This window comes from Pantoea sp. nfd-35 (assembly GCF_056892255.1).
Genome location: NZ_CP122403.1, coordinates 2812942 through 2830511, shown reverse-complemented (window position 1 = coordinate 2830511; position 17570 = coordinate 2812942). Strand labels below are relative to the sequence as shown.

Here is a 17570-nt window from a genome sequence, read left to right as displayed (position 1 = left end):
ATGGCCCGGCGCAATCCCTACGCTGCGCGTGAATGGTTGCCACATGAAAAACCTATGCTGCCGGGGTCGCCTTCGACGCCGCTGCACTCAACGCCTAAACGCATTGCGTTTGGGCTGATTGGCCTGCTGATCTCCCTGACCGGTGCACTGAGCAACGCGCTGGTCAGTGCGAACCTCACGAATCTGCAAGGAACCTTTGCCGCTTACTCCAATGAAATCGCCTGGCTACCGGCGGTATATGTGATGGGGAATATCTCCATCAACCTGCTGCTGGTGAAATTTCGTCAGCAGTTTGGACTGCGGGTTTTCACCGAAGCCTTTCTTGTACTTTATGTCTTAGTCGCCTTTTTCCATCTCTTTGCCAACGATCTCAGTTCGGCGATTATCGTACGCACCGCCCATGGCATGGTGGGCGCTGCCCTGAGCTCGCTGGGGATCTATTATCAGGTGCAGGCGTGGCCGGCGAAACATCGCCTGAAGGCCCTGGTTATTGGCCTTACCGTTTCGCAGTTGGCGATTCCGCTGGCCCGACTCTTTTCCAGCGAGTTGCTCCAGCTTGAGGAGTGGCGCGGGCTTTATCTGTTTGAGCTGGGGTTAGCGCTGATTGCGTTGGGCGCGGTGTTAGTGGTTAAGCTGCCGCCGGGCGATCGTATTAAGGCGTTTGAGAAGATGGATTTCGTCACCTTTATGCTGCTGGCACCGGGCATGGCACTGCTGTGCGGCGTACTGTCACTTGGCCGAATTGAATGGTGGTTTAGCACGCCCTGGCTCGGCGTTTGTGCTGCGCTGGCGTTGGTGCTCATCGTCACGGCTTTCGTGATCGAGCATAACCGCCGCAATCCGCTGATCAATACGCGCTGGCTCAGCAACGGGATGATCGTGCGTCTGGGCATCGTGATGATCATGATTCGTATCGTGCTGGCGGAGCAGAATACCGGTGCGATAGGTTTTTTGCAGCAGATTGGCCTACAAAACGATCAGCTGCACGGCTTAGCCTGGGCGATCATCGCCGGGGTGATTGCCGGCATTGCTGCCAGTGCGCTAACCATTAAGCCAACGCATCTCAACTGGCCGATTGTGGTGTCACTCATCGTGATGATCATCGCCTCACTGATGGACGCGCAATCCAGCCCGGTTACTCGCGCGAACAACATGTACTTAAGCCAGTTTTTACTGGGATTCGGCAGCGCCTTTTTTATGGCGCCCGCCATGCTGATGGGCATTGGTAGCGTGGTGACCCAGCCGAAAAATCTGGTCAGTTTTGTGGTGTTGTTTGGCATGAGCCAAAATCTGGGCGGCTTAATCGGCTCGGCGATTCTGGGCACCTTTCAAACCTGGCGTGAAAAATATCACTCCAGTCTTCTTGGCGATCAATTATCGTTACTGGATCCCAACGTCAGTGAACGGCTTAGCCAATATGGCGCCCTGTTTACCAGTCAGATCAGCGACAGCGCCCTGCTTAGTGCACAAAGCACCAGCCAGCTTCAGTCAGTCGCAACCTTGCAGGCCAACGTACTGGCCTATAACGATACCTATCTGCTGACGGCGGCTCTGGCGCTGATTACCCTGATGTGGGTGCTGTGGCGCTTAACGCGTCGGCGCTATCTCGACTGGCGACAGGCCACCTTCAATCTGGCAGAGCAGCGTCAGCTTGCCGCCGCACAAGAACGAACGGAGCAACAATGAGTCAACAGGATGAACTTCAGGCAGCAGAGCGCGATCGGGCCAACCGCCGTCGTATTCTCTCGATTGCTTTAGGCAGCGGTATTGTGGTGACAGGCGTGCTGGTTATTCTGTATGCCTGGCAGCTCTGGCCTTTCACCAGTTCCGTTCAGAGCACGGAAAATGCCTATGTCCGCGGGCAGGTCACGTTTATCAGCCCGCAGGTAAATGGTTATCTGACCCAGGTGGATGTGGTTGACCTGCAGCCGGTTAAAAAAGGTCAGTTACTGATGACCATTGACGATCGTATCTATCGTCAGCGCGTGCACCAGGCGCAGGCGCAGCTGGCCATGAAGCAGGCTGCACTCAATAATAATCAGCAGCAGCGCCTCAGCGCGCAGGCCACGATTCAGAGTAATAAAGCGGCGCTGGAAAACGCCAAAGCCCAGGCGGTGAAAAGCGGTCTGGATCTAAAACGTGTTGAAAATCTGGCCGCAGACGGTTCGCTCTCGGTGCGCGAACGCGATGCGGCGCGCGCGGCGAATGCGCAGGGGCTGGCTCAGCTGCATCAGGCGGAAGCGCAGGTTGCGGTGGCCCAGCAAAACTTGCAAACGGTCATTGTTAACCGTGCCTCGCTTGAAGGGGACGTGGCCAGTGCGAAGGCCGCTCTGGAACTGGCGGAAATCGATCTGGCCAACACGCGCATTACCTCACCTGACGAAGGGCAACTCGGACAGTTGTCCGTGCGTAAAGGCGCCTACGTGACGGCCGGTACGCGCCTGACGTCGGTGGTGCCCAACCATAAGTGGATTATCGCGAACTACAAAGAAACGCAGCTGGCTCATATTCGTCCGGGGCTGCCGGTAACGATTCGTGTGGATGCGCTGGACGGTAAAACCTTCCAGGGTCGCGTTGAATATCTCTCACCTGCTGCAGGTTCAGAATTCAGTGCCATATCGCCGGACAATGCGACCGGCAACTTCGTTAAAATCGCTCAGCGTATTCCGGTACGTATTGATGTGGCGCAAGAGGTCCAGCAACAGCTGCGTCCCGGGATGTCGGTTGAGGTTAGCATTGACACGGCCGCACACGTGAACGGAGAGGGAGAGAATACGCCATGAAGGGCTTGCGTATAGCCGCTGCCCTGCTGGCGGTCGTGCTGGCAGGGTGCAGCACCCAGGTCGACAAAGCCCCGTCCGCCTTGCCCATTCCCCCACAGTGGCGCGATCGGGTTGGGCCTTCTGCGCCACCGGAAGCCGCATGGTGGCAGGCCTTTGGCGACGCCGATCTGAATCGCCTGGTGGATCAGGCGTTGCGTAATAATCCGGATATCCTGATCGCCCGTTCACGGGTTGATCAGTATCGGGCCCAGCTACGTGCAACGGAAGGGGACAATTTTCCGACGCTCAGCGGCGGCGTCGCGGCGACGCGTCAGCGCGCATTATCCGCGGCGACGGGACAGCCTAATGACACCTCGGTTTTTCAGGGACAGCTACAGGCCAGCTACAATGTGGATTTGTGGGGCGCGCGCAGCCGTTCGATCGATGCGGCGCAGGCGACGCTGGAGGCACAGCAGGCCGCCGCCTCGGCAGCCGAGCTGACCATCGCCAGTTCGGTGGCATCCGGTTATATGACGCTGTGCGCGCTGGATGAGCAACTGCGCGTTACCGAGGCTACGCTGGCAACGCGGCACAACTCGCTCAAACTGGCGCAGCGCCAGTTCGAAACGGGATATACCTCCCGGCTGGAGTGGATGCAGGCTTCATCTGAGTATCAGTCCGCTAAAGCTCAGGTTCCGCAACTCCAGCATCAAATTGCGCAACAGGAAAATGCGCTCAGCATCCTGGTAGGGATGAATCCACGTGAAATCGCACGCCATCGGGCGTTCACGGCTATCATGCCGCAGGTTATGCCGGGCGTACTGCCGTCTGCACTGCTGAATCGTCGTCCTGATATCGTGCAGGCACAGCGTCAACTGCTGGCCGCCGATGCCACGCTGGCGTCATCCAAAGCGAAGCTGCTGCCGGGAATTAACCTCACTGCCTCAGGCACGCTTCAGAGTTCCGTGTTGCATCAGCTGGTGGACGATCCTTTCCGCCTGTGGAGCGTCGGCGGCAGTATTCTGGCCCCCTTACTCAATCGTGAAGCGTTAACCGCGCAGGTGGATGTCTCCATGGCTTCGCGTAATCAGGCTTTGTACAGCTATGAGAAAGTGGTGCGAAACGCCTTTTCAGAGGTGAATAATGCACTGGATGCGATTCGCCAGGGCGAGGCGCAACAGGAAGCGCTTCGTCAACAGGAACAGTTTGTCGCCGACGCGTTGCGCATCGCGACCGAACGCTACCAAAACGGTTATGCCTCTTATCTGGACGAGCTGGATGCACAGCGCACCCTGTTTGCGACTCAACTGAACCTGGTGACGGTCAAAAATAATCTACTGCAGGCGCAAATTGAGCTGTATCGCGCGCTGGGCGGCGGCTGGTCTGCCGGGAAATAGCGCCGCACTAGCCGGTATGGCAGGGGCTGAAGGGCGGCACATTCCGGTCGTGCCGCTCCATCAGGGCGGGTTTGTAAAATAACGGATTCCTGAATAAGATTGCTCTACACTGTAGCCCGCAAATGCACCTTTGAGCCACGCGTTAACCAGGAAGAGCATGCTTTTACCCAGCCCACCAGAAGAGCACGATGAACCTGTGGTTCAGCCCCTTGCCGATGCTCACTTTGCGATTGTGGTGCTGGCAGTAACCTCGGTCACGCTGATTATTTTCGTTTTGATCGTCACGCTTTGGATGAGTTAGTGTTTATCAACCGGACCTGAAAGGAGTGAGGGATGGAATCGAGAGATGATAAACTGATTGCGATTATTGGCCTGCTGACCGCTTGCCTGATCGGTGTCACTTTCTTGTTTGTGGTGACGTGGCTAAACGACAGCCGCCTTGCCTCGCCGCCGGAGCGCCTTGATACGCAAACCTGTTATCCCAAACCGCCCTCGCGTCAGCTCTGATCGCGCTTAGTGAACTTTATCTGCTGACTGCGCAGCACCAGTGCCAGGTCCTCATGCACGGTGCGGTTGCCATTGGGATCGGCGAGGCCCAGCAGTGACCCTGGAGAACGCCTGTCGTCTGCCCATGCCGGGTACTCCACCACGGGATAGAGCGAAATGCCCTCCATCGCAATGCCCTGATCCAGGGCAACGGCAACGTTTTCACTGACCTCCTGTAGCCAGGGCGCGCGAGCTTCGCCTTCGGCACCGGTTTCGGCTATCAGCATGGGACGTTGGTAACGCTGCCAGTATTGCGCCAGCAAAATATGGAGCGGGGCGCGTACCGGGTCGTCTCTGTCCATTGGCCGATCGGGGAAGAACCAGTGGTTATCCGGATAGTAGTTCAGGCCCAGAATATCCAGAAAATCTTCGTGCCCGCCCAGTTCTTTATCGACACGTCCGGCTAACATATCCCAGGCTTCAAACTGCGCCTGATGCTGTGCATCAGCCCCGGGTTTACTGTCGGGGTTATCGGGATGATGGGCAATCTGCACCAAAGGATCGGTCAGCACAAAACGGGCGTCGGGTATCACCTCACGAATTGCCTGCATGGCAGCCAGAGAAGCACGAACCAGTTGCCGCTTAAGCTCTTTACCACGCTGACTGGCATGGGGATTAAACCAGGCCACGTCGGCGCCTGCCCAGGACCAGAATGAGATCTGGTTTACGGGCGTGAAAAAAGCCTGCTGAATGCCCTGATCGCGGATAATGCGCGCCATTTCCCGGGCATAACGTTCGAAGTGGTCGACGAACCCGGCTTTCCAGACAGAAATATGATCGGGATAGCCAAAGTGGGCCAGTTCCCAGATGATCTGCAACTGGTTATCCCGTGCCGCTTCGACCATTGGCAGGAAACTGCTCCAGTCGTACTGGTTAGGCGTTTTTTCAATCAGGTGCCAGCGTGCACCATCCCGCGCGGTCAACAGATGCAGATCGACCAGTGCCGCATAGTCTTTTTTAAGCAGCATATCGTGCCCGCTGCTGATCACCATATCCAGCCGTTTGCCCGGCTTGCGGCAGGCGGTGGAACAGGGGAAGCTGCCCTGAAAAAAGCTCTGAAACAGGCGGGGATGATGGCGTAAACGGTCGTCAGTTAAGGGCGATTGACTCATATTCCTCTCCTGCCGGGCAAATGACAGTCACAGATCGTTCGACTAAGTCTAGACTAAAAAACGGTGCCATCAGCATGGCTGATGTGCAACCGGCGCTGGCATACTCTGGCGCCCGGAGGAATAATAATAAATGACAGTATGATTCAGGGAATATCCATGACCGAAGCGTTTGATTTGCCCCAGAGCCCATCACGGCAGAGCTGGCTTGAAGAGCGGCTGGTTCCACTTTGTTTGCACCATCCGGGGTTGAGCGGCATTCATCCACTCAGTGACGGGCTGGATGCTTTTGCCGCACGTTACCTGCTGATGGAGAAAGCCGCGAAGACGCTGGATATACAATACTATATCTGGCAAAACGATATGTCGGGCAGGTTGCTGTTCAGTGCCATGCTGGAGGCCGCCAATCGCGGGGTGATCGTACGGCTGCTGCTGGACGATAACAATACGCCAGGGCTGGATGATACGCTGGCGCAGCTGAATCACCATCCCAACATTACCGTCAGGCTGTTCAATCCGTTCTCCTTTCGTACCCTGCGCGCGCTGGGCTATCTCACCGACTTCGCCCGTCTCAACCGGCGGATGCATAATAAGAGCTTCACGGCGGATGGCGTCACGACGGTAGTCGGTGGACGTAACATTGGCGACGAATATTTTGGTACGGGCAACGAACCCCTGTTTGCCGATCTCGACGTGCTGGCTATCGGCTCGGTGGTTAACGAAGTGGCCGAAGATTTTGAACGCTACTGGAACAGTAAACCCGTTTCGCCGCTAAGCGAGGTGCTGGATCAGCCGATGTCGGCGCATCCGGATGTGGTGTTACCGCCGGAGTGGCGTGAAAGCGAGACCGTACAGCATTATCTTCAGCGCCTGAATAAGTCCTCGCTGATCGATCAACTGACTCAGGACGATCTGCCTTTTGTCTGGGCCAAAACGCGACTGTTGAGTGACGATCCGCGCAAGGGCCTGGGAAAAGCCCGGCGCAAGTCACTTCTGCCTCAGCGTATGATGGAAGTGATCGGCGCGCCTCAGCATCAGTTCGACATCATTTCCGCTTACTTTGTGCCGACCCGCGCGGGGGTTGCCCAACTGCTGGCGATGAAGCGCAAAGGGGTGAAGATCGCGGTGTTAACGAACTCGCTGGCGGCAAACGATGTGTCCATTGTGCATGCGGGCTATGCAAAATGGCGGAAAAAACTGTTGCGGCACGGGATTTCGCTTTTCGAATTAAAACCCCAGGCCGGCCTGAATGACACGCCGCACGATCGCGGCTTGACCGGTAATTCAGGCTCAAGTTTGCACGCGAAAACCTTTTCAGTGGATGAAAAAATCCTGTTTATCGGCTCATTTAACTTCGATCCACGCTCGGCGGTGCTCAACACCGAAATGGGGCTGGTCATTGAAAGTGAAAAACTGGCCGCCGAAACCCATCAGCGTTTTAGCGACTCAATGCGCGATCGGGCCTGGACGTTGCGGCTGGACAAGTGGGGAAGAGTAAACTGGCTGGAGTATCCCGGCGAGGCGCAGCAGGTTGTTCACAAGCATGAACCCGGCTGCAGCTGGTGGCAGCGTCTGCAGGTTCGACTGGTGTGGCGATTGCCTATTGAGTGGCTGCTTTGAAGCAAGGCGATCGGCAGCGATCGCCTTATCATTAGCGCTTCTGCGGCTTACCGGAAAACAGAAAACGCAGAAGAGGAATACGCAGGTGCAACTCATACAACGTGAATGACACGCCAAATACCATGACCAGACCCAGCAGGAAGCCCAGCGTATTGTTATGCAGTACAGGCGTCACATAAATGCCGTACAACAGCGTCAGGGGATGGTGCACCAGATAAATAAACAGCGAGGCGTTAACCAGATACATAATGCCTGGCGAATGTGAGTTAAGCAGTTTATGTCCCAGACTGTAACAGACGTTCAGCATGCAAAGTCCCATCATGCTGCTGATTAACGCGTCCAGCTCATACAACCAGCCTTCACCACTGCTTGTGCGTTGATTGACAATATATGCCACCAGCAGCAGCACTGCGCCAATGAACAGCACGGGATTCACCCGCACGAACAGCTGTTTCAGCGCCTGATGTTTCCAACTGAGTGCGCCCAGCATAAAAAAGGGCAGGTAGAACAGGGACTGCATCACCACGAAATTAAACAGCGCATCGCTTAACAGGGTTGGATTCGTGTAAAAGACAACACGTCGAAAAGCGCCCCACATCAGGCCCCAGATCAACAGGCCAAGCGCCAGTTTCCCCCAGCCCACGTGTTGATAATCAATGTTACGCTTTTGATCCCGCAACCAGCGGAACGTGATCATGCCGAGTGTGGTAAGAATTAACAGCACCAGTAAAAACCAAAGGTGGGAGATCAGCTCCCACATCAGGTTGTTGAATTTCGCGTAGGGCGGCAGGGCGCTCCAGTCCGCGTATTTGCTTGTCCATGCCTTCAGCATAAAGAACTGTGGCAGCGTAATTAAGGGCACCGCCGTCAGCATCGGAATGCCGACCCGCTCCAGACGAACTTTCAGAAAGCGTCGGGGCTGATAGCGCAGATAGAGCATGTAAGAGAAGTAGCCGGAGATGACAAAAAACACCTGCATGCGGAACGCATGAATAAAATCATTCAGGGTCGTAAGCCATAGCGAAGCGTCGCTGCTGTTGACGGCCCATTTCTGCGACGAATAGATCAGGGAAACGTGAAACGGCACGCCCAATAACATCAAACAGGCCCGGATCGAGTCGAGAAAATACTCACGCTCAGTTTTTGTTGTACTCATAAAGTTCCAGTTCGTTAGTACGTTTTTAGCCGGTTTCGCCCTGAAACCGTATTATGTCGGAAGGAAATTCTAGCTGCAGATAACAGAGTATACTATCAGTTGAATCTCAGTTGAGCCCGTAACGTTTAATTGTCCTAAAATCACCCCTCGAGCAGAGGATTATCGGGAACATTGTTGTGCATGTGCTGTCGGAAAGCCGAATTATCCATTAAGATAAGCGGGTTTGTATTAAGCACACGAAAGGGGGGGATGTGCTGACTAAAGAAAAAAATAATGTTGGGCTGACGAAAATGCGCTGGATTGGCGCGGCAGTCCTGCTGGCTTTGTATGCCAACAACAGTTGGGCGTTTAATTTTGATGATGTGGCAAAACAAGCCAAAGATCTGTCCGGAAAAAGCTTCGAAGCGCCAAAAAGCAATTTACCCTCTCAATTTCGTGATATGAAATTTGCTGACTACCAGCAGATTCAGTTCAACCACGATAAAGCGTATTGGGGCAAACTGCGTACGCCGTTCAAACTCGAATTCTACCATCAGGGGATGTACTTTGATCTGCCGGTGAAAATTAACGAGATCACCGCCAATACCGTTCGCGAAATCAAATACAGTCCTGATTATTTCAACTTCGGCAATGTGAAACACGATGCCGATGCGGTGAAAAACCTCGGCTTTGCGGGTTTTAAAGTGCTGTATCCGTTGAACAGCAAGAACAAGAAAGATGACGAAATCGCCAGCTTCCTCGGTGCCAGCTATTTCCGCGTGATCGGTGCCGGTCAGGTTTATGGCCTGTCTGCCCGTGGTCTGGCTATCGACACCGCGCTGCCATCAGGCGAAGAGTTCCCGCGTTTTAAAGAGTTCTGGATTGAACGACCCAAACCGCAGGACAAACAGCTGGTGATCTACGCACTGCTGGATTCTCCACGCGCGACCGGTGCTTATCGCTTTACCATCCATCCAGGCCAGGAATCCACGGTTGATGTGCAGACCAAAGTCTATTTACGCGACAACGTAGGTAAACTGGGTATTGCACCGTTAACCAGCATGTTCCTGTTTGGTCGCAATCAGCCGTCGCCAGTGTCTAATTTCCGTCCTGAACTGCATGATTCAGACGGTCTGTCGATTCACAGCGGCAACGGTGAGTGGATTTGGCGTCCGCTGAATAACCCGCGTCACCTGGCCGTCAGCACCTATACCATTGAAAATCCAAAAGGCTTCGGGCTGTTACAGCGCGGACGTGATTTCAATAACTATCAGGACCTGGATGACCGTTACGACCTGCGTCCAAGCGGCTGGGTTGAGCCAATCGGCGACTGGGGTAAAGGACGCGTTGAGCTGGTTGAGATTCCTACCGCAGATGAGACGAACGATAACATCGTGACGTTCTGGACACCGGAAAACCTGCCGGAACCGGGTAAAGCGATGGATTTCAAATACCGTCTGCACTTTGGCCGTAATGAAAACAAACTGCATTCTGACGATGTTGCCTGGGTGAAAGATACGCTGCGTTCAGCGGGCGATGTGAAGCAGTCGAATTTAGTCCGTCAACCGGATGGCACTGTTGCCTTCACCATCGATTTCGTCGGCAAAGACATGAGTGAAATGCCTGCCGACAGTCAGGTTGCGCCGCAGGTCAGCGTAGGCAAGAACGCCGAAGTGGTCGAACAAAGCGTTCGCTACAATCCGGTCACCAAAGGCTGGCGTCTGGTATTGCGTCTGCGCGTGAAAGATAACAAGCAGGCGACAGAGATGCGTGCAGCGCTGGTCAGCGGTGACAAGACATTGACGGAAACCTGGAGCTATCAGTTACCTGCCAATGAATAATTTGACTTTTACACCTCAACGCTATGTAGAAGCCCTGCCGCTGGATGCGGCAGGAAAAACGCGTCTGGCCGCTTCGTTGCAAAATGCGCAGACGTTTCACCAGTTACACGAATCGCTGGGCCAGGATGTGGCTGCCAGCGATCGCCCTGAGGATGCACCTTTAAAATCGGTGTCGTCGCGAGTGGAAATGGCCTGGCCCGATTCACTTGCCGGGGGACAGCAGCTAGGCAAGGACTATCTTGATCGCACCACGTTAAAGGCGATGCCAAAAGTGAAGCGTTCATTGATGTTCCCGGAAGCCTGGCGCACTAACCCGCTGGCTCGCGCCTGGGACTCGCTACGGGGACACAAGTCTGTTCCCCGTTATGCTTCGGCCGAAGAGCAGCGCGCGGAAGAGAAGTGGCGCCACGTGGGGTCCATTCGTCGTTATATTCTGTTGATCCTCACGATTATGCAGACCGTGGTGGCGACGTGGTACATGAAAACCATTTTGCCTTACCAGGGCTGGACGCTGCTGGATCCCATGGACATGATCAACCAGAACTGGCAGCAGTCTGTTATGCAGATTCTGCCTTATGTGTTGCAGACCGGGATTCTGTTCCTGTTTGCGATCCTGTTCTGCTGGGTGTCGGCGGGTTTCTGGACGGCGTTGATGGGCTTCCTGCAACTGCTGATTGGTCGGGATAAATACAGCATTTCCTATTCTACCGTCGGCGATGAACCCCTTAATCCTGCGCACCGTACCGCGCTGATCATGCCGATCTGTAATGAAGATGTAGGACGCGTTTTTGCTGGTTTACGGGCGACCTGGGAATCAGTGGTGCGTACCGGAAATGCTGAGCACTTTGATGTTTACATCCTGAGTGACAGTTACGATGCCGATATCGCTATCGCTGAGCAGAAAGCCTGGATGGAGCTGGTACGTGACGTCGGTGGCGCGGGCAAGATATTCTATCGCCGTCGTCGTCGCCGTGTGAAGCGTAAAAGCGGCAACATCGATGACTTTTGCCGTCGCTGGGGCAGCAACTATAGCTACATGGTGGTGCTGGACGCCGACAGCGTCATGAGCGGTGAATGTCTGACGGGCCTGGTGCGCATGATGGATGCTAACCCTAATGCCGGTATCATCCAGTCTTCGCCAAAAGCCTCGGGCATGGACACGCTTTATGCGCGTTGTCAGCAGTTTGCGACCCGCGTTTACGGCCCGTTGTTTACCGCCGGTCTGCACTTCTGGCAGTTGGGTGAGTCGCACTACTGGGGCCATAACGCCATCATTCGTGTGAAGCCGTTTATCGAGCACTGCGCACTGGCACCGCTGCCGGGTGAAGGCTCGTTTGCCGGTTCCATCCTGTCGCATGACTTCGTGGAAGCGGCACTGATGCGCCGTGCTGGCTGGGGCGTATGGATCGCCTATGATTTGCCGGGTTCCTATGAGGAGCTCCCGCCAAACCTGCTGGACGAACTTAAGCGCGATCGCCGCTGGTGTCACGGTAACCTGATGAACTTTCGCCTGTTTCTGGTGAAAGGGATGCACCCGGTGCACCGTGCCGTCTTCCTGACGGGCGTGATGTCTTATCTGTCGGCACCGCTGTGGTTCCTGTTCCTGGCACTGTCCACCGCGTTACAGGTGGTGCATACGCTCATGGAGCCCACTTACTTCCTGCAGCCAAGGCAGCTGTTCCCGGTCTGGCCCCAGTGGCGTCCTGAACTGGCGATTGCGCTGTTCTCGACCACGCTGGTGCTGCTGTTCCTGCCGAAACTGCTCAGCGTCGTGCTGATCTGGTGTAAGGGGGCGAAACCCTACGGCGGTGCGCTACGTCTGTTCGTCTCGCTGCTGCTGGAGATGCTGTTCTCGGTGCTGCTGGCACCGGTGCGTATGCTGTTCCACACCGTATTTGTGGTAAGCGCGTTCCTGGGCTGGGAAGTGGTCTGGAACTCACCGCAGCGTGACGATGATGCCACACCCTGGAGCGAAGCCTTCAAGCGTCACGGTTCGCAGATGGCCCTGGGCATTGTCTGGGCTGCCGGGATGGGGTGGCTGGATCTCAACTTCCTGTGGTGGCTGGCGCCAATCGTGTTCTCGCTTATTCTGTCGCCGTTTGTATCGGTGATGTCGAGCCGCTCTGGCCTCGGCATCAAGAGTAAGAAAGCGAAGCTGTTCCTGATCCCGGAAGAGTACGATCCGCCGAAAGAGCTGGTGGATACCGATCGCTATGTGGAACTCAACCGTCAGCGCGTGCTGAAAAATGGCTTTATGCATGCGCTGTTCCATCCTGCGTTTAACGCCCTGGCGACCGCGCTTGCGACCTCACGCCACAAGCAGAGTCAGTTACTTGATCATGCGCGCGATCGCCGCGTCGATCAGGCACTGAGCGATGCGCCGGAAAAACTGAATCGAGAGCAGCGCTTGCAGCTGATCAGCGATCCGGTGGTGCTGGCGCGTGTACATACTCGCCTGTGGGAAAGTGGTGAAAAGTATCATCAGTGGGTAGAGAGCTATCAAAAAATGCCTCTCAACCCCGATGCCTTACCGCATCAGGCGTAGCAACGAAGAAAGCGGCAGAAATGCCGCTTTTTTTACGCCCGTCGCCGGTTACAGACGGCAACATTATTTTGCACTTTGCACGAATGGGGATGGCAACCCGGCTCAACTCATGATTAAAATAGCGCCTGTTTAACCTGAGTCGCTATTGTGAATACATTCGCTAAAGTCATCCTGTTATCCCTCGCCGTCGTTACGCTGAGCGGCTGTGGCAGTATCATCAGCCGCACCGTGCCCGGGCAGGGACACGGTAATCAGTTTTACCCCGGCGTAAAGTGGGATATCCGTGATGGCGCATGGCGGGTTATCACCATTCTCGACCTGCCGCTGTCACTGGTGGTCGACACGCTGCTGATTCCGGTAGATGCCAGCCATGGACCTTATGAGTAACTGCGGTCAGAGTCGCTGTTATCGTCTTCCCATTCCTGCGCCGCGGCTTTACCTTCTTCGCTGTCCAGCGGAGGTTCAAGTTGAAACTCACCGTCATCCCACTCGTGCAGCGTATTTTCTGCTAACCACTCCTGACGCAGTTCAATCTCATCAAAATCGCCGTCAAAGATAGCCTGAGCGGCTTCATTGCTGCGCACAGGCAAACACTCGCCCGAATCCCCTTCGTCTTCGAAGAACTCTGCCTGCCACATGATGTCACCGTCCTGCATCACATATTTTTGCAGGCCAAACTGGTTGATGGCCGCATCGTCTTGCTCAATATCCGGATGGCTGGCGAGAAACTCTTCACGCGCAGCATCAATCGCTTCTTCCAGTGTAGTGAACATACTCATGCTTCTCTCCTTGCCTGATTAACGTGATTTCAGTGAAGAATAGACGAAAATCTCAGGAGGGAAAGTCGGGCCACTTTAGCGGACGAACGTTCTGCACATACAGCCAGTCCTGAATCGCATCCGTTAGCTGCTATAGCTGAACACCTGCTGGCCATATCGGCAGGCTACAACAGGTCAATACCAAACCTTTTCAGAAAACCTGCCCACAGCATGAACAGGACGATCGTGATCAGGCAACTCAGCCCCAGCGTGAGCCAGAAGCCGGTACGTTGGTACAAAAACGGGAAGAGTATAAACATCGGCAGGGTCGGTACCACATACCAGAAAGTATACCAGGCATGGGCGGCGATCTTCGTCTGGCTCTGTCCTTCAAGTTTCATCCAGATCAACACCAGGATGGTGACAAGCGGCAGGGCGGCCAGGAGCCCACCCAGGCGATCGCTACGTTTAGCCGCTTCAGAAATAATCACCACCATCAGGGCAGTTATCGCATATTTAGAGATAAGCCAGAGCATAGATTTTTCCGTTGTTGAGCCGCTCAGCGGCGCTATCGCCAGCCTGATCACAGGGCTTCAGGCAGTAACGATCGCGAATATTATCACGATCGTTACTGCGGGATCGTTCTCCCGTTGCAGCGCCGGTTCGCGGCAACGCATCGGTTACTTCTGCGTGCTCTTTGCCAGGCTAAATCCAATACCGGCAGCCAGCAGGAGTAACAGCACAGCCGCGCTGACCAGCGCCACGCTGTGAGAGGTGATAAAGGCCGCTTTTGCCGCCTGAATCGTTGCCCCGGCGAGTGCAGGATCCAGCGTCTGCGCCACTTTAATGGCCTCACCGATGGAGGATGAGGCTTTTTCTGCAAGCCCAGGATCCAGTGCCGATGGCAGCACAATCGAAGCGGTAAAGCTACGGGTCAGCAGCAGACCAAAGAGGGCAATGCCCAGTCCGGCACCCAGCTCATAGGACATGGTTTCAATGGCGCCGGCTGCGGCGGCTTTTTCTTTTGGCGCGGCCGCCATAATGGCAGAGGTCGACGCCAGCAGGGCACTGGATGCGCTAAAGCCCAGCAGCACCATCAGGCTCCAGGCCTGCCACTGCTGGGTACTGAAGTCCAGCATCGACAGCCCCAGAAAGCTGATACCGCTGAATCCCATGCCGCCAACTGCGACCGGCCTCAGACCCAGCTTGCCGACCAGTATCCCTGCGATGGGGCCGCTGAAACCGCTGGCAATCATGACCGGCAACATAAATTTTCCGGCTTCGAAGGGCGTGAAGCCATGGACAAACTGCAGCTCCTGCGCCATAAGTAGTTCAAACCCCACCAGCGCGATCATCGCGGTCAGGGCCATCACCACACCACTTAAAATTATGCGATGGCAAAACAGCTGCAAATCGATCATCGGCTGTTCCGCTCGCCGTTGAAGACGGATAAACAAGGCAAGCATCGCGGCGCCTGCGATCAGGGCTGCCGTGACCTGCGACGGCGATACATCACCCTTGAGCGCCGTTTTGGCGCTGTAGACCAACAGCAGTATGGCGACGATCAACAGCAGCGCATGGGGCAGATTCAGTTTTTGCTCCGGTCGCCCCGGCTGTCCCGGAATCAGCCAGACGGCGAGCGCAACTATCACCACGACAAGCGGGACGTTAATGAAAAAAATCGCCCCCCAGTCATAATGTTCCAGTACGGCACCGCCAATCAGCGGGCCAAACGCGGCGCCACCGGAACCGACGGCGGCCCAGACGCCCAGCGCAATATTGCGATCGCGCGCTTCAACAAACAGTGTACGGATCCCGGCAAGCGTTGCCGGGATTATCATGGCTGCCCCGATGGCCAGTGACGCGCGGGTTGCTATCAGCCACGCAGCCGAAGGGGCCAGCGCCGCCGCCAGCGATGACAGGCCAAACAGCAGGCTACCCGTTATCAGCAGGCGTTTAAATCCGATACGATCGCCCAGTGCACCCATAGGTAACACCATACCGGCCATGACCAGTGAGTAGATATCAATGATCCACAGCAGCTGGTTGCCACTGGCGTTTAGCGTCATGCTCAGCGTCGGTACGGCAACATGCAGCACCGTGGCATCGATTGCGACCGGGATATACAGCATGACGATAATCACCAACGCGACCCACTGACGAAGCATTACGATCCCTTTGAAATAAAGTTGAACACATGTCCAAAACGGATCCTACTTAATGTTGAACGCTTGTCCAGCTTTTTGTTAGACTCGTTGCTTTACCGTTTCAGGTAGGTTGAGATGAACTATTTAAGTCGGGATGAGCGCCGGGAAGGCATACTGCAGGCCGCAATGACCGTTGCCCTTCAGGAAGGCTATGCGGCCATGACGGTAAGACGTATCGCCGCAGAGGCGCAGGTTGCCGTCGGTCAGGTGCATCATCACTTCTCGGGTATTGGCGAGCTTAAGTCCCAGGCGTTTATTCGCCTGAGCCGAAGAATACTGGACACCGAAACCGTAACGGAAAACGCCAGCTGGCGTGAGCGACTCTTCTCCATGCTGGGTAGCGATGATGGCCGGTTTGAGCCCTACATTCGGTTGTGGCGCGAAGCCCAGATCCTGGCAGGACGCGATGCAGAAATGCGCGGCGCCTATATCGTTGCAATGGAGATGTGGCAGCAGGAAACAGTCGCCGTCATCAAGGCGGGGGAGGAAGCCGGTGAGTTCAGGCTACTTGATAAAGCGGAAAATATTGCCTGGCGGCTGATTAGTCTGGTCTGTGGGCTCGACGGGCTTTGCATACTCAACATGCCTGGGCTGGACATCGCCGCCTCGGATAATCATATTCATCGCCTGATTACGTTGGAACTGTTCAGTCCGTTATCGCCCGGCGGCCGCTGCTCGCAGTAAGCGCGAACAGCGGCTGAGCAGCGGATCTAATAGCGTGAAGGCTCACCTTCTGGCCGGGTTTTGAAACGGCGGTGCAGCCACATGTACTGTTCAGGGGCGATGAGCACGCCTTCTTCAACCACCTTGTTCATGCGCAGAGCCGTGTCTTCGTCGCTGGTCAGGGGGAAATTCGCGCTGACGTCAGGCAGAATAATCAGTTCGTAGCCGCGTCCTTCGGGCAGGCGACGTGGAACAAAGGGGATGACGGCGGGTTTACCGGTGCGGATCAGCATATGCGTACCCACGGTTGTTGCCGCCTTTTCCACGCCAAAGAAGGGCACAAATACGCTGCTGCGCGGGCCATAATCATGGTCGGGCGCGTACCAGATGATATCGCCGCGCTTTAACGCCCGAATCATGCCTTTGAGATCTTTACGATCTAACATCCCTTTGTTTGAGCGCATACGACCGCGCGTCTGCAGCCAGTCGATTAATTTATTGTCGTTAGGCCGGTAGACGCCAATGCCGGGATTATGGATGCCAAACATGCGAGCACCGATCTCCAGCGTTAAGAAATGCATGCCAATTAACAGCACGCCGCGCTGGCTATCATGGGCCTGCTGAATATGTTCCAGACCAGAAGGTTTGTGCCATTTGTGGATGCGCCAGTCGGGCCAGAACCAGGCCATGCCGGTTTCAATCAGCCCCATCCCTACCGATTCAAAGTTATGCTTAATCATGGCTTCGCGATCGACTTCCGGCATCTCGGGAAAGCTGAGCTCCAGATTACGGCGCGCAATGGCCACGCGTCGCTTCATGAAGCGCATACCAAGGCGACCAATACGGCAACCAAGTGCATAGAGTAGTGGATAGGGCAGCAATACCAGGATATACAACAGAATTATGCCCAGCCAGGTTAACCAATAGCGGGGATGCAAAAGCGCGCGTGAAAATTGGGGCAATTGGGTCATCTTAAATATTATTATC

The 17570-nt window shown here is 55.3% G+C and carries 16 protein-coding genes; 10 read left to right on the top strand and 6 right to left on the bottom strand.

The features are described from left to right. The 5 genes from P9J57_RS13175 (at position 1) to P9J57_RS13155 (ending at position 4666) form a co-directional block, all read left to right on the top strand. The gene (locus P9J57_RS13175) at positions 1–1686 is read left to right on the top strand and encodes an MFS transporter (RefSeq protein ID WP_014606155.1); all 1686 of its coding nucleotides are present in this window, start codon (positions 1–3) and stop codon (positions 1684–1686) included. Beyond that, positions 1683–2783, top strand: coding sequence for an HlyD family secretion protein (locus P9J57_RS13170; protein ID WP_442850087.1), 1101 nt, complete (start codon positions 1683–1685; stop codon positions 2781–2783). Before P9J57_RS13175 ends, P9J57_RS13170 begins: the two co-directional genes overlap by 4 nt. Next, positions 2780–4159 carry an efflux transporter outer membrane subunit gene (locus P9J57_RS13165; protein WP_013025316.1) on the top strand — a complete coding sequence of 460 codons (1380 nt, stop codon included), beginning with the start codon at positions 2780–2782 and terminating at the stop codon, positions 4157–4159. The genes P9J57_RS13170 and P9J57_RS13165 overlap by 4 nt, the downstream gene beginning before the upstream one ends. Before the next feature lie 157 nt (positions 4160–4316). After that, a complete protein-coding gene (locus tag P9J57_RS13160; protein ID WP_014606152.1) occupies positions 4317–4460 on the top strand; it encodes a hypothetical protein in 144 nt (47 codons plus the stop codon). A gap of 32 nt (positions 4461–4492) precedes the next feature. Further along, a complete protein-coding gene (locus P9J57_RS13155; protein ID WP_014606151.1) occupies positions 4493–4666 on the top strand; it encodes a hypothetical protein in 174 nt (57 codons plus the stop codon). Here P9J57_RS13155 and P9J57_RS13150 read toward each other — a convergent pair. Continuing rightward, positions 4657–5817 (bottom strand): glycoside hydrolase family 1 protein, encoded by a 1161-nt coding sequence (locus P9J57_RS13150; protein WP_483279253.1) that lies wholly within the window; start codon positions 5815–5817, stop codon positions 4657–4659. The genes P9J57_RS13155 and P9J57_RS13150 overlap by 10 nt on opposite strands. A 156-nt stretch (positions 5818–5973) precedes the next feature. On the opposite strand from P9J57_RS13150, the gene P9J57_RS13145 reads away from it, so the two are divergent. Next, positions 5974–7434, top strand: a complete 1461-nt coding sequence (locus P9J57_RS13145; RefSeq protein ID WP_019105718.1) for a phospholipase D family protein — start codon at positions 5974–5976, stop codon at positions 7432–7434. Positions 7435–7465: 31 nt separating this feature from the next. Here P9J57_RS13145 and mdoC read toward each other — a convergent pair whose 3' ends face one another. Continuing rightward, positions 7466–8590: a glucans biosynthesis protein MdoC gene (gene mdoC / locus P9J57_RS13140; RefSeq protein WP_013025321.1), complete on the bottom strand. Its 1125-nt coding sequence runs from the start codon at positions 8588–8590 to the stop codon at positions 7466–7468. Between the two features lie 281 nt (positions 8591–8871). On the opposite strand from mdoC, the gene P9J57_RS13135 reads away from it, so the two are divergent. The 3 genes from P9J57_RS13135 to P9J57_RS13125 all read left to right on the top strand — a co-directional run bounded on the left by P9J57_RS13135 (position 8872) and on the right by P9J57_RS13125 (position 13342). Beyond that, positions 8872–10410, top strand: coding sequence for a glucan biosynthesis protein G (locus tag P9J57_RS13135; RefSeq protein WP_041457564.1), 1539 nt, complete (start codon positions 8872–8874; stop codon positions 10408–10410). Then, the gene (mdoH, locus tag P9J57_RS13130; RefSeq protein WP_013025323.1) at positions 10403–12955 is read left to right on the top strand and encodes a glucans biosynthesis glucosyltransferase MdoH; all 2553 of its coding nucleotides are present in this window, start codon (positions 10403–10405) and stop codon (positions 12953–12955) included. Before P9J57_RS13135 ends, mdoH begins: the two co-directional genes overlap by 8 nt. Positions 12956–13102: 147 nt before the next feature. Further along, positions 13103–13342: a YceK/YidQ family lipoprotein gene (locus P9J57_RS13125; protein WP_013025324.1), complete on the top strand. Its 240-nt coding sequence runs from the start codon at positions 13103–13105 to the stop codon at positions 13340–13342. Here the strand turns inward: P9J57_RS13125 and P9J57_RS13120 are convergent. From P9J57_RS13120 to P9J57_RS13110, 3 genes are all read right to left on the bottom strand, one after another. After that, a complete protein-coding gene (locus P9J57_RS13120; RefSeq protein ID WP_013025325.1) occupies positions 13333–13734 on the bottom strand; it encodes a MysB family protein in 402 nt (133 codons plus the stop codon). The genes P9J57_RS13125 and P9J57_RS13120 overlap by 10 nt on opposite strands. A gap of 164 nt (positions 13735–13898) precedes the next feature. Further along, entirely contained in the window at positions 13899–14249 is a 351-nt protein-coding gene (locus P9J57_RS13115; protein ID WP_013025326.1) for a DUF3147 family protein, read from the bottom strand. 144 nt (positions 14250–14393) lie between these two features. Further along, on the bottom strand, positions 14394–15881 hold the full coding sequence (locus P9J57_RS13110; protein ID WP_072138672.1) for an MFS transporter: 1488 nt from the start codon (positions 15879–15881) through the stop codon (positions 14394–14396). Between the two features lie 114 nt (positions 15882–15995). Between P9J57_RS13110 and P9J57_RS13105 the strand changes: the two genes are divergently transcribed. Further along, positions 15996–16604: a TetR family transcriptional regulator gene (locus P9J57_RS13105; RefSeq protein ID WP_015700570.1), complete on the top strand. Its 609-nt coding sequence runs from the start codon at positions 15996–15998 to the stop codon at positions 16602–16604. Positions 16605–16630: 26 nt separating this feature from the next. On the opposite strand, the gene P9J57_RS13100 is transcribed toward P9J57_RS13105, so the two are convergent. Further along, positions 16631–17554 carry a Kdo(2)-lipid IV(A) acyltransferase gene (locus P9J57_RS13100; RefSeq protein WP_013025329.1) on the bottom strand — a complete coding sequence of 308 codons (924 nt, stop codon included), beginning with the start codon at positions 17552–17554 and terminating at the stop codon, positions 16631–16633. Positions 17555–17570 lie beyond the last annotated feature (16 nt).

Bases quoted from the DNA above. Each gene is read 5' to 3' on its own strand.
- mdoH (WP_013025323.1), top strand. From the start codon at position 10,403: ATGAATAATTTGACTTTTACACCTCAACGCTATGTAGAAGCCCTGCCG.
- mdoC (WP_013025321.1), bottom strand. From the start codon at position 8,590: ATGAGTACAACAAAAACTGAGCGTGAGTATTTTCTCGACTCGATCCGG.
- P9J57_RS13100 (WP_013025329.1), bottom strand. From the start codon at position 17,554: ATGACCCAATTGCCCCAATTTTCACGCGCGCTTTTGCATCCCCGCTAT.
- P9J57_RS13110 (WP_072138672.1), bottom strand. From the start codon at position 15,881: ATGCTTCGTCAGTGGGTCGCGTTGGTGATTATCGTCATGCTGTATATC.
- P9J57_RS13170 (WP_442850087.1), top strand. From the start codon at position 1,683: ATGAGTCAACAGGATGAACTTCAGGCAGCAGAGCGCGATCGGGCCAAC.
- P9J57_RS13115 (WP_013025326.1), bottom strand. From the start codon at position 14,249: ATGCTCTGGCTTATCTCTAAATATGCGATAACTGCCCTGATGGTGGTG.
- P9J57_RS13175 (WP_014606155.1), top strand. From the start codon at position 1: ATGGCCCGGCGCAATCCCTACGCTGCGCGTGAATGGTTGCCACATGAA.
- P9J57_RS13105 (WP_015700570.1), top strand. From the start codon at position 15,996: ATGAACTATTTAAGTCGGGATGAGCGCCGGGAAGGCATACTGCAGGCC.
- P9J57_RS13160 (WP_014606152.1), top strand. From the start codon at position 4,317: ATGCTTTTACCCAGCCCACCAGAAGAGCACGATGAACCTGTGGTTCAG.
- P9J57_RS13145 (WP_019105718.1), top strand. From the start codon at position 5,974: ATGACCGAAGCGTTTGATTTGCCCCAGAGCCCATCACGGCAGAGCTGG.
- P9J57_RS13155 (WP_014606151.1), top strand. From the start codon at position 4,493: ATGGAATCGAGAGATGATAAACTGATTGCGATTATTGGCCTGCTGACC.
- P9J57_RS13120 (WP_013025325.1), bottom strand. From the start codon at position 13,734: ATGAGTATGTTCACTACACTGGAAGAAGCGATTGATGCTGCGCGTGAA.
- P9J57_RS13150 (WP_483279253.1), bottom strand. From the start codon at position 5,817: ATGAGTCAATCGCCCTTAACTGACGACCGTTTACGCCATCATCCCCGC.
- P9J57_RS13165 (WP_013025316.1), top strand. From the start codon at position 2,780: ATGAAGGGCTTGCGTATAGCCGCTGCCCTGCTGGCGGTCGTGCTGGCA.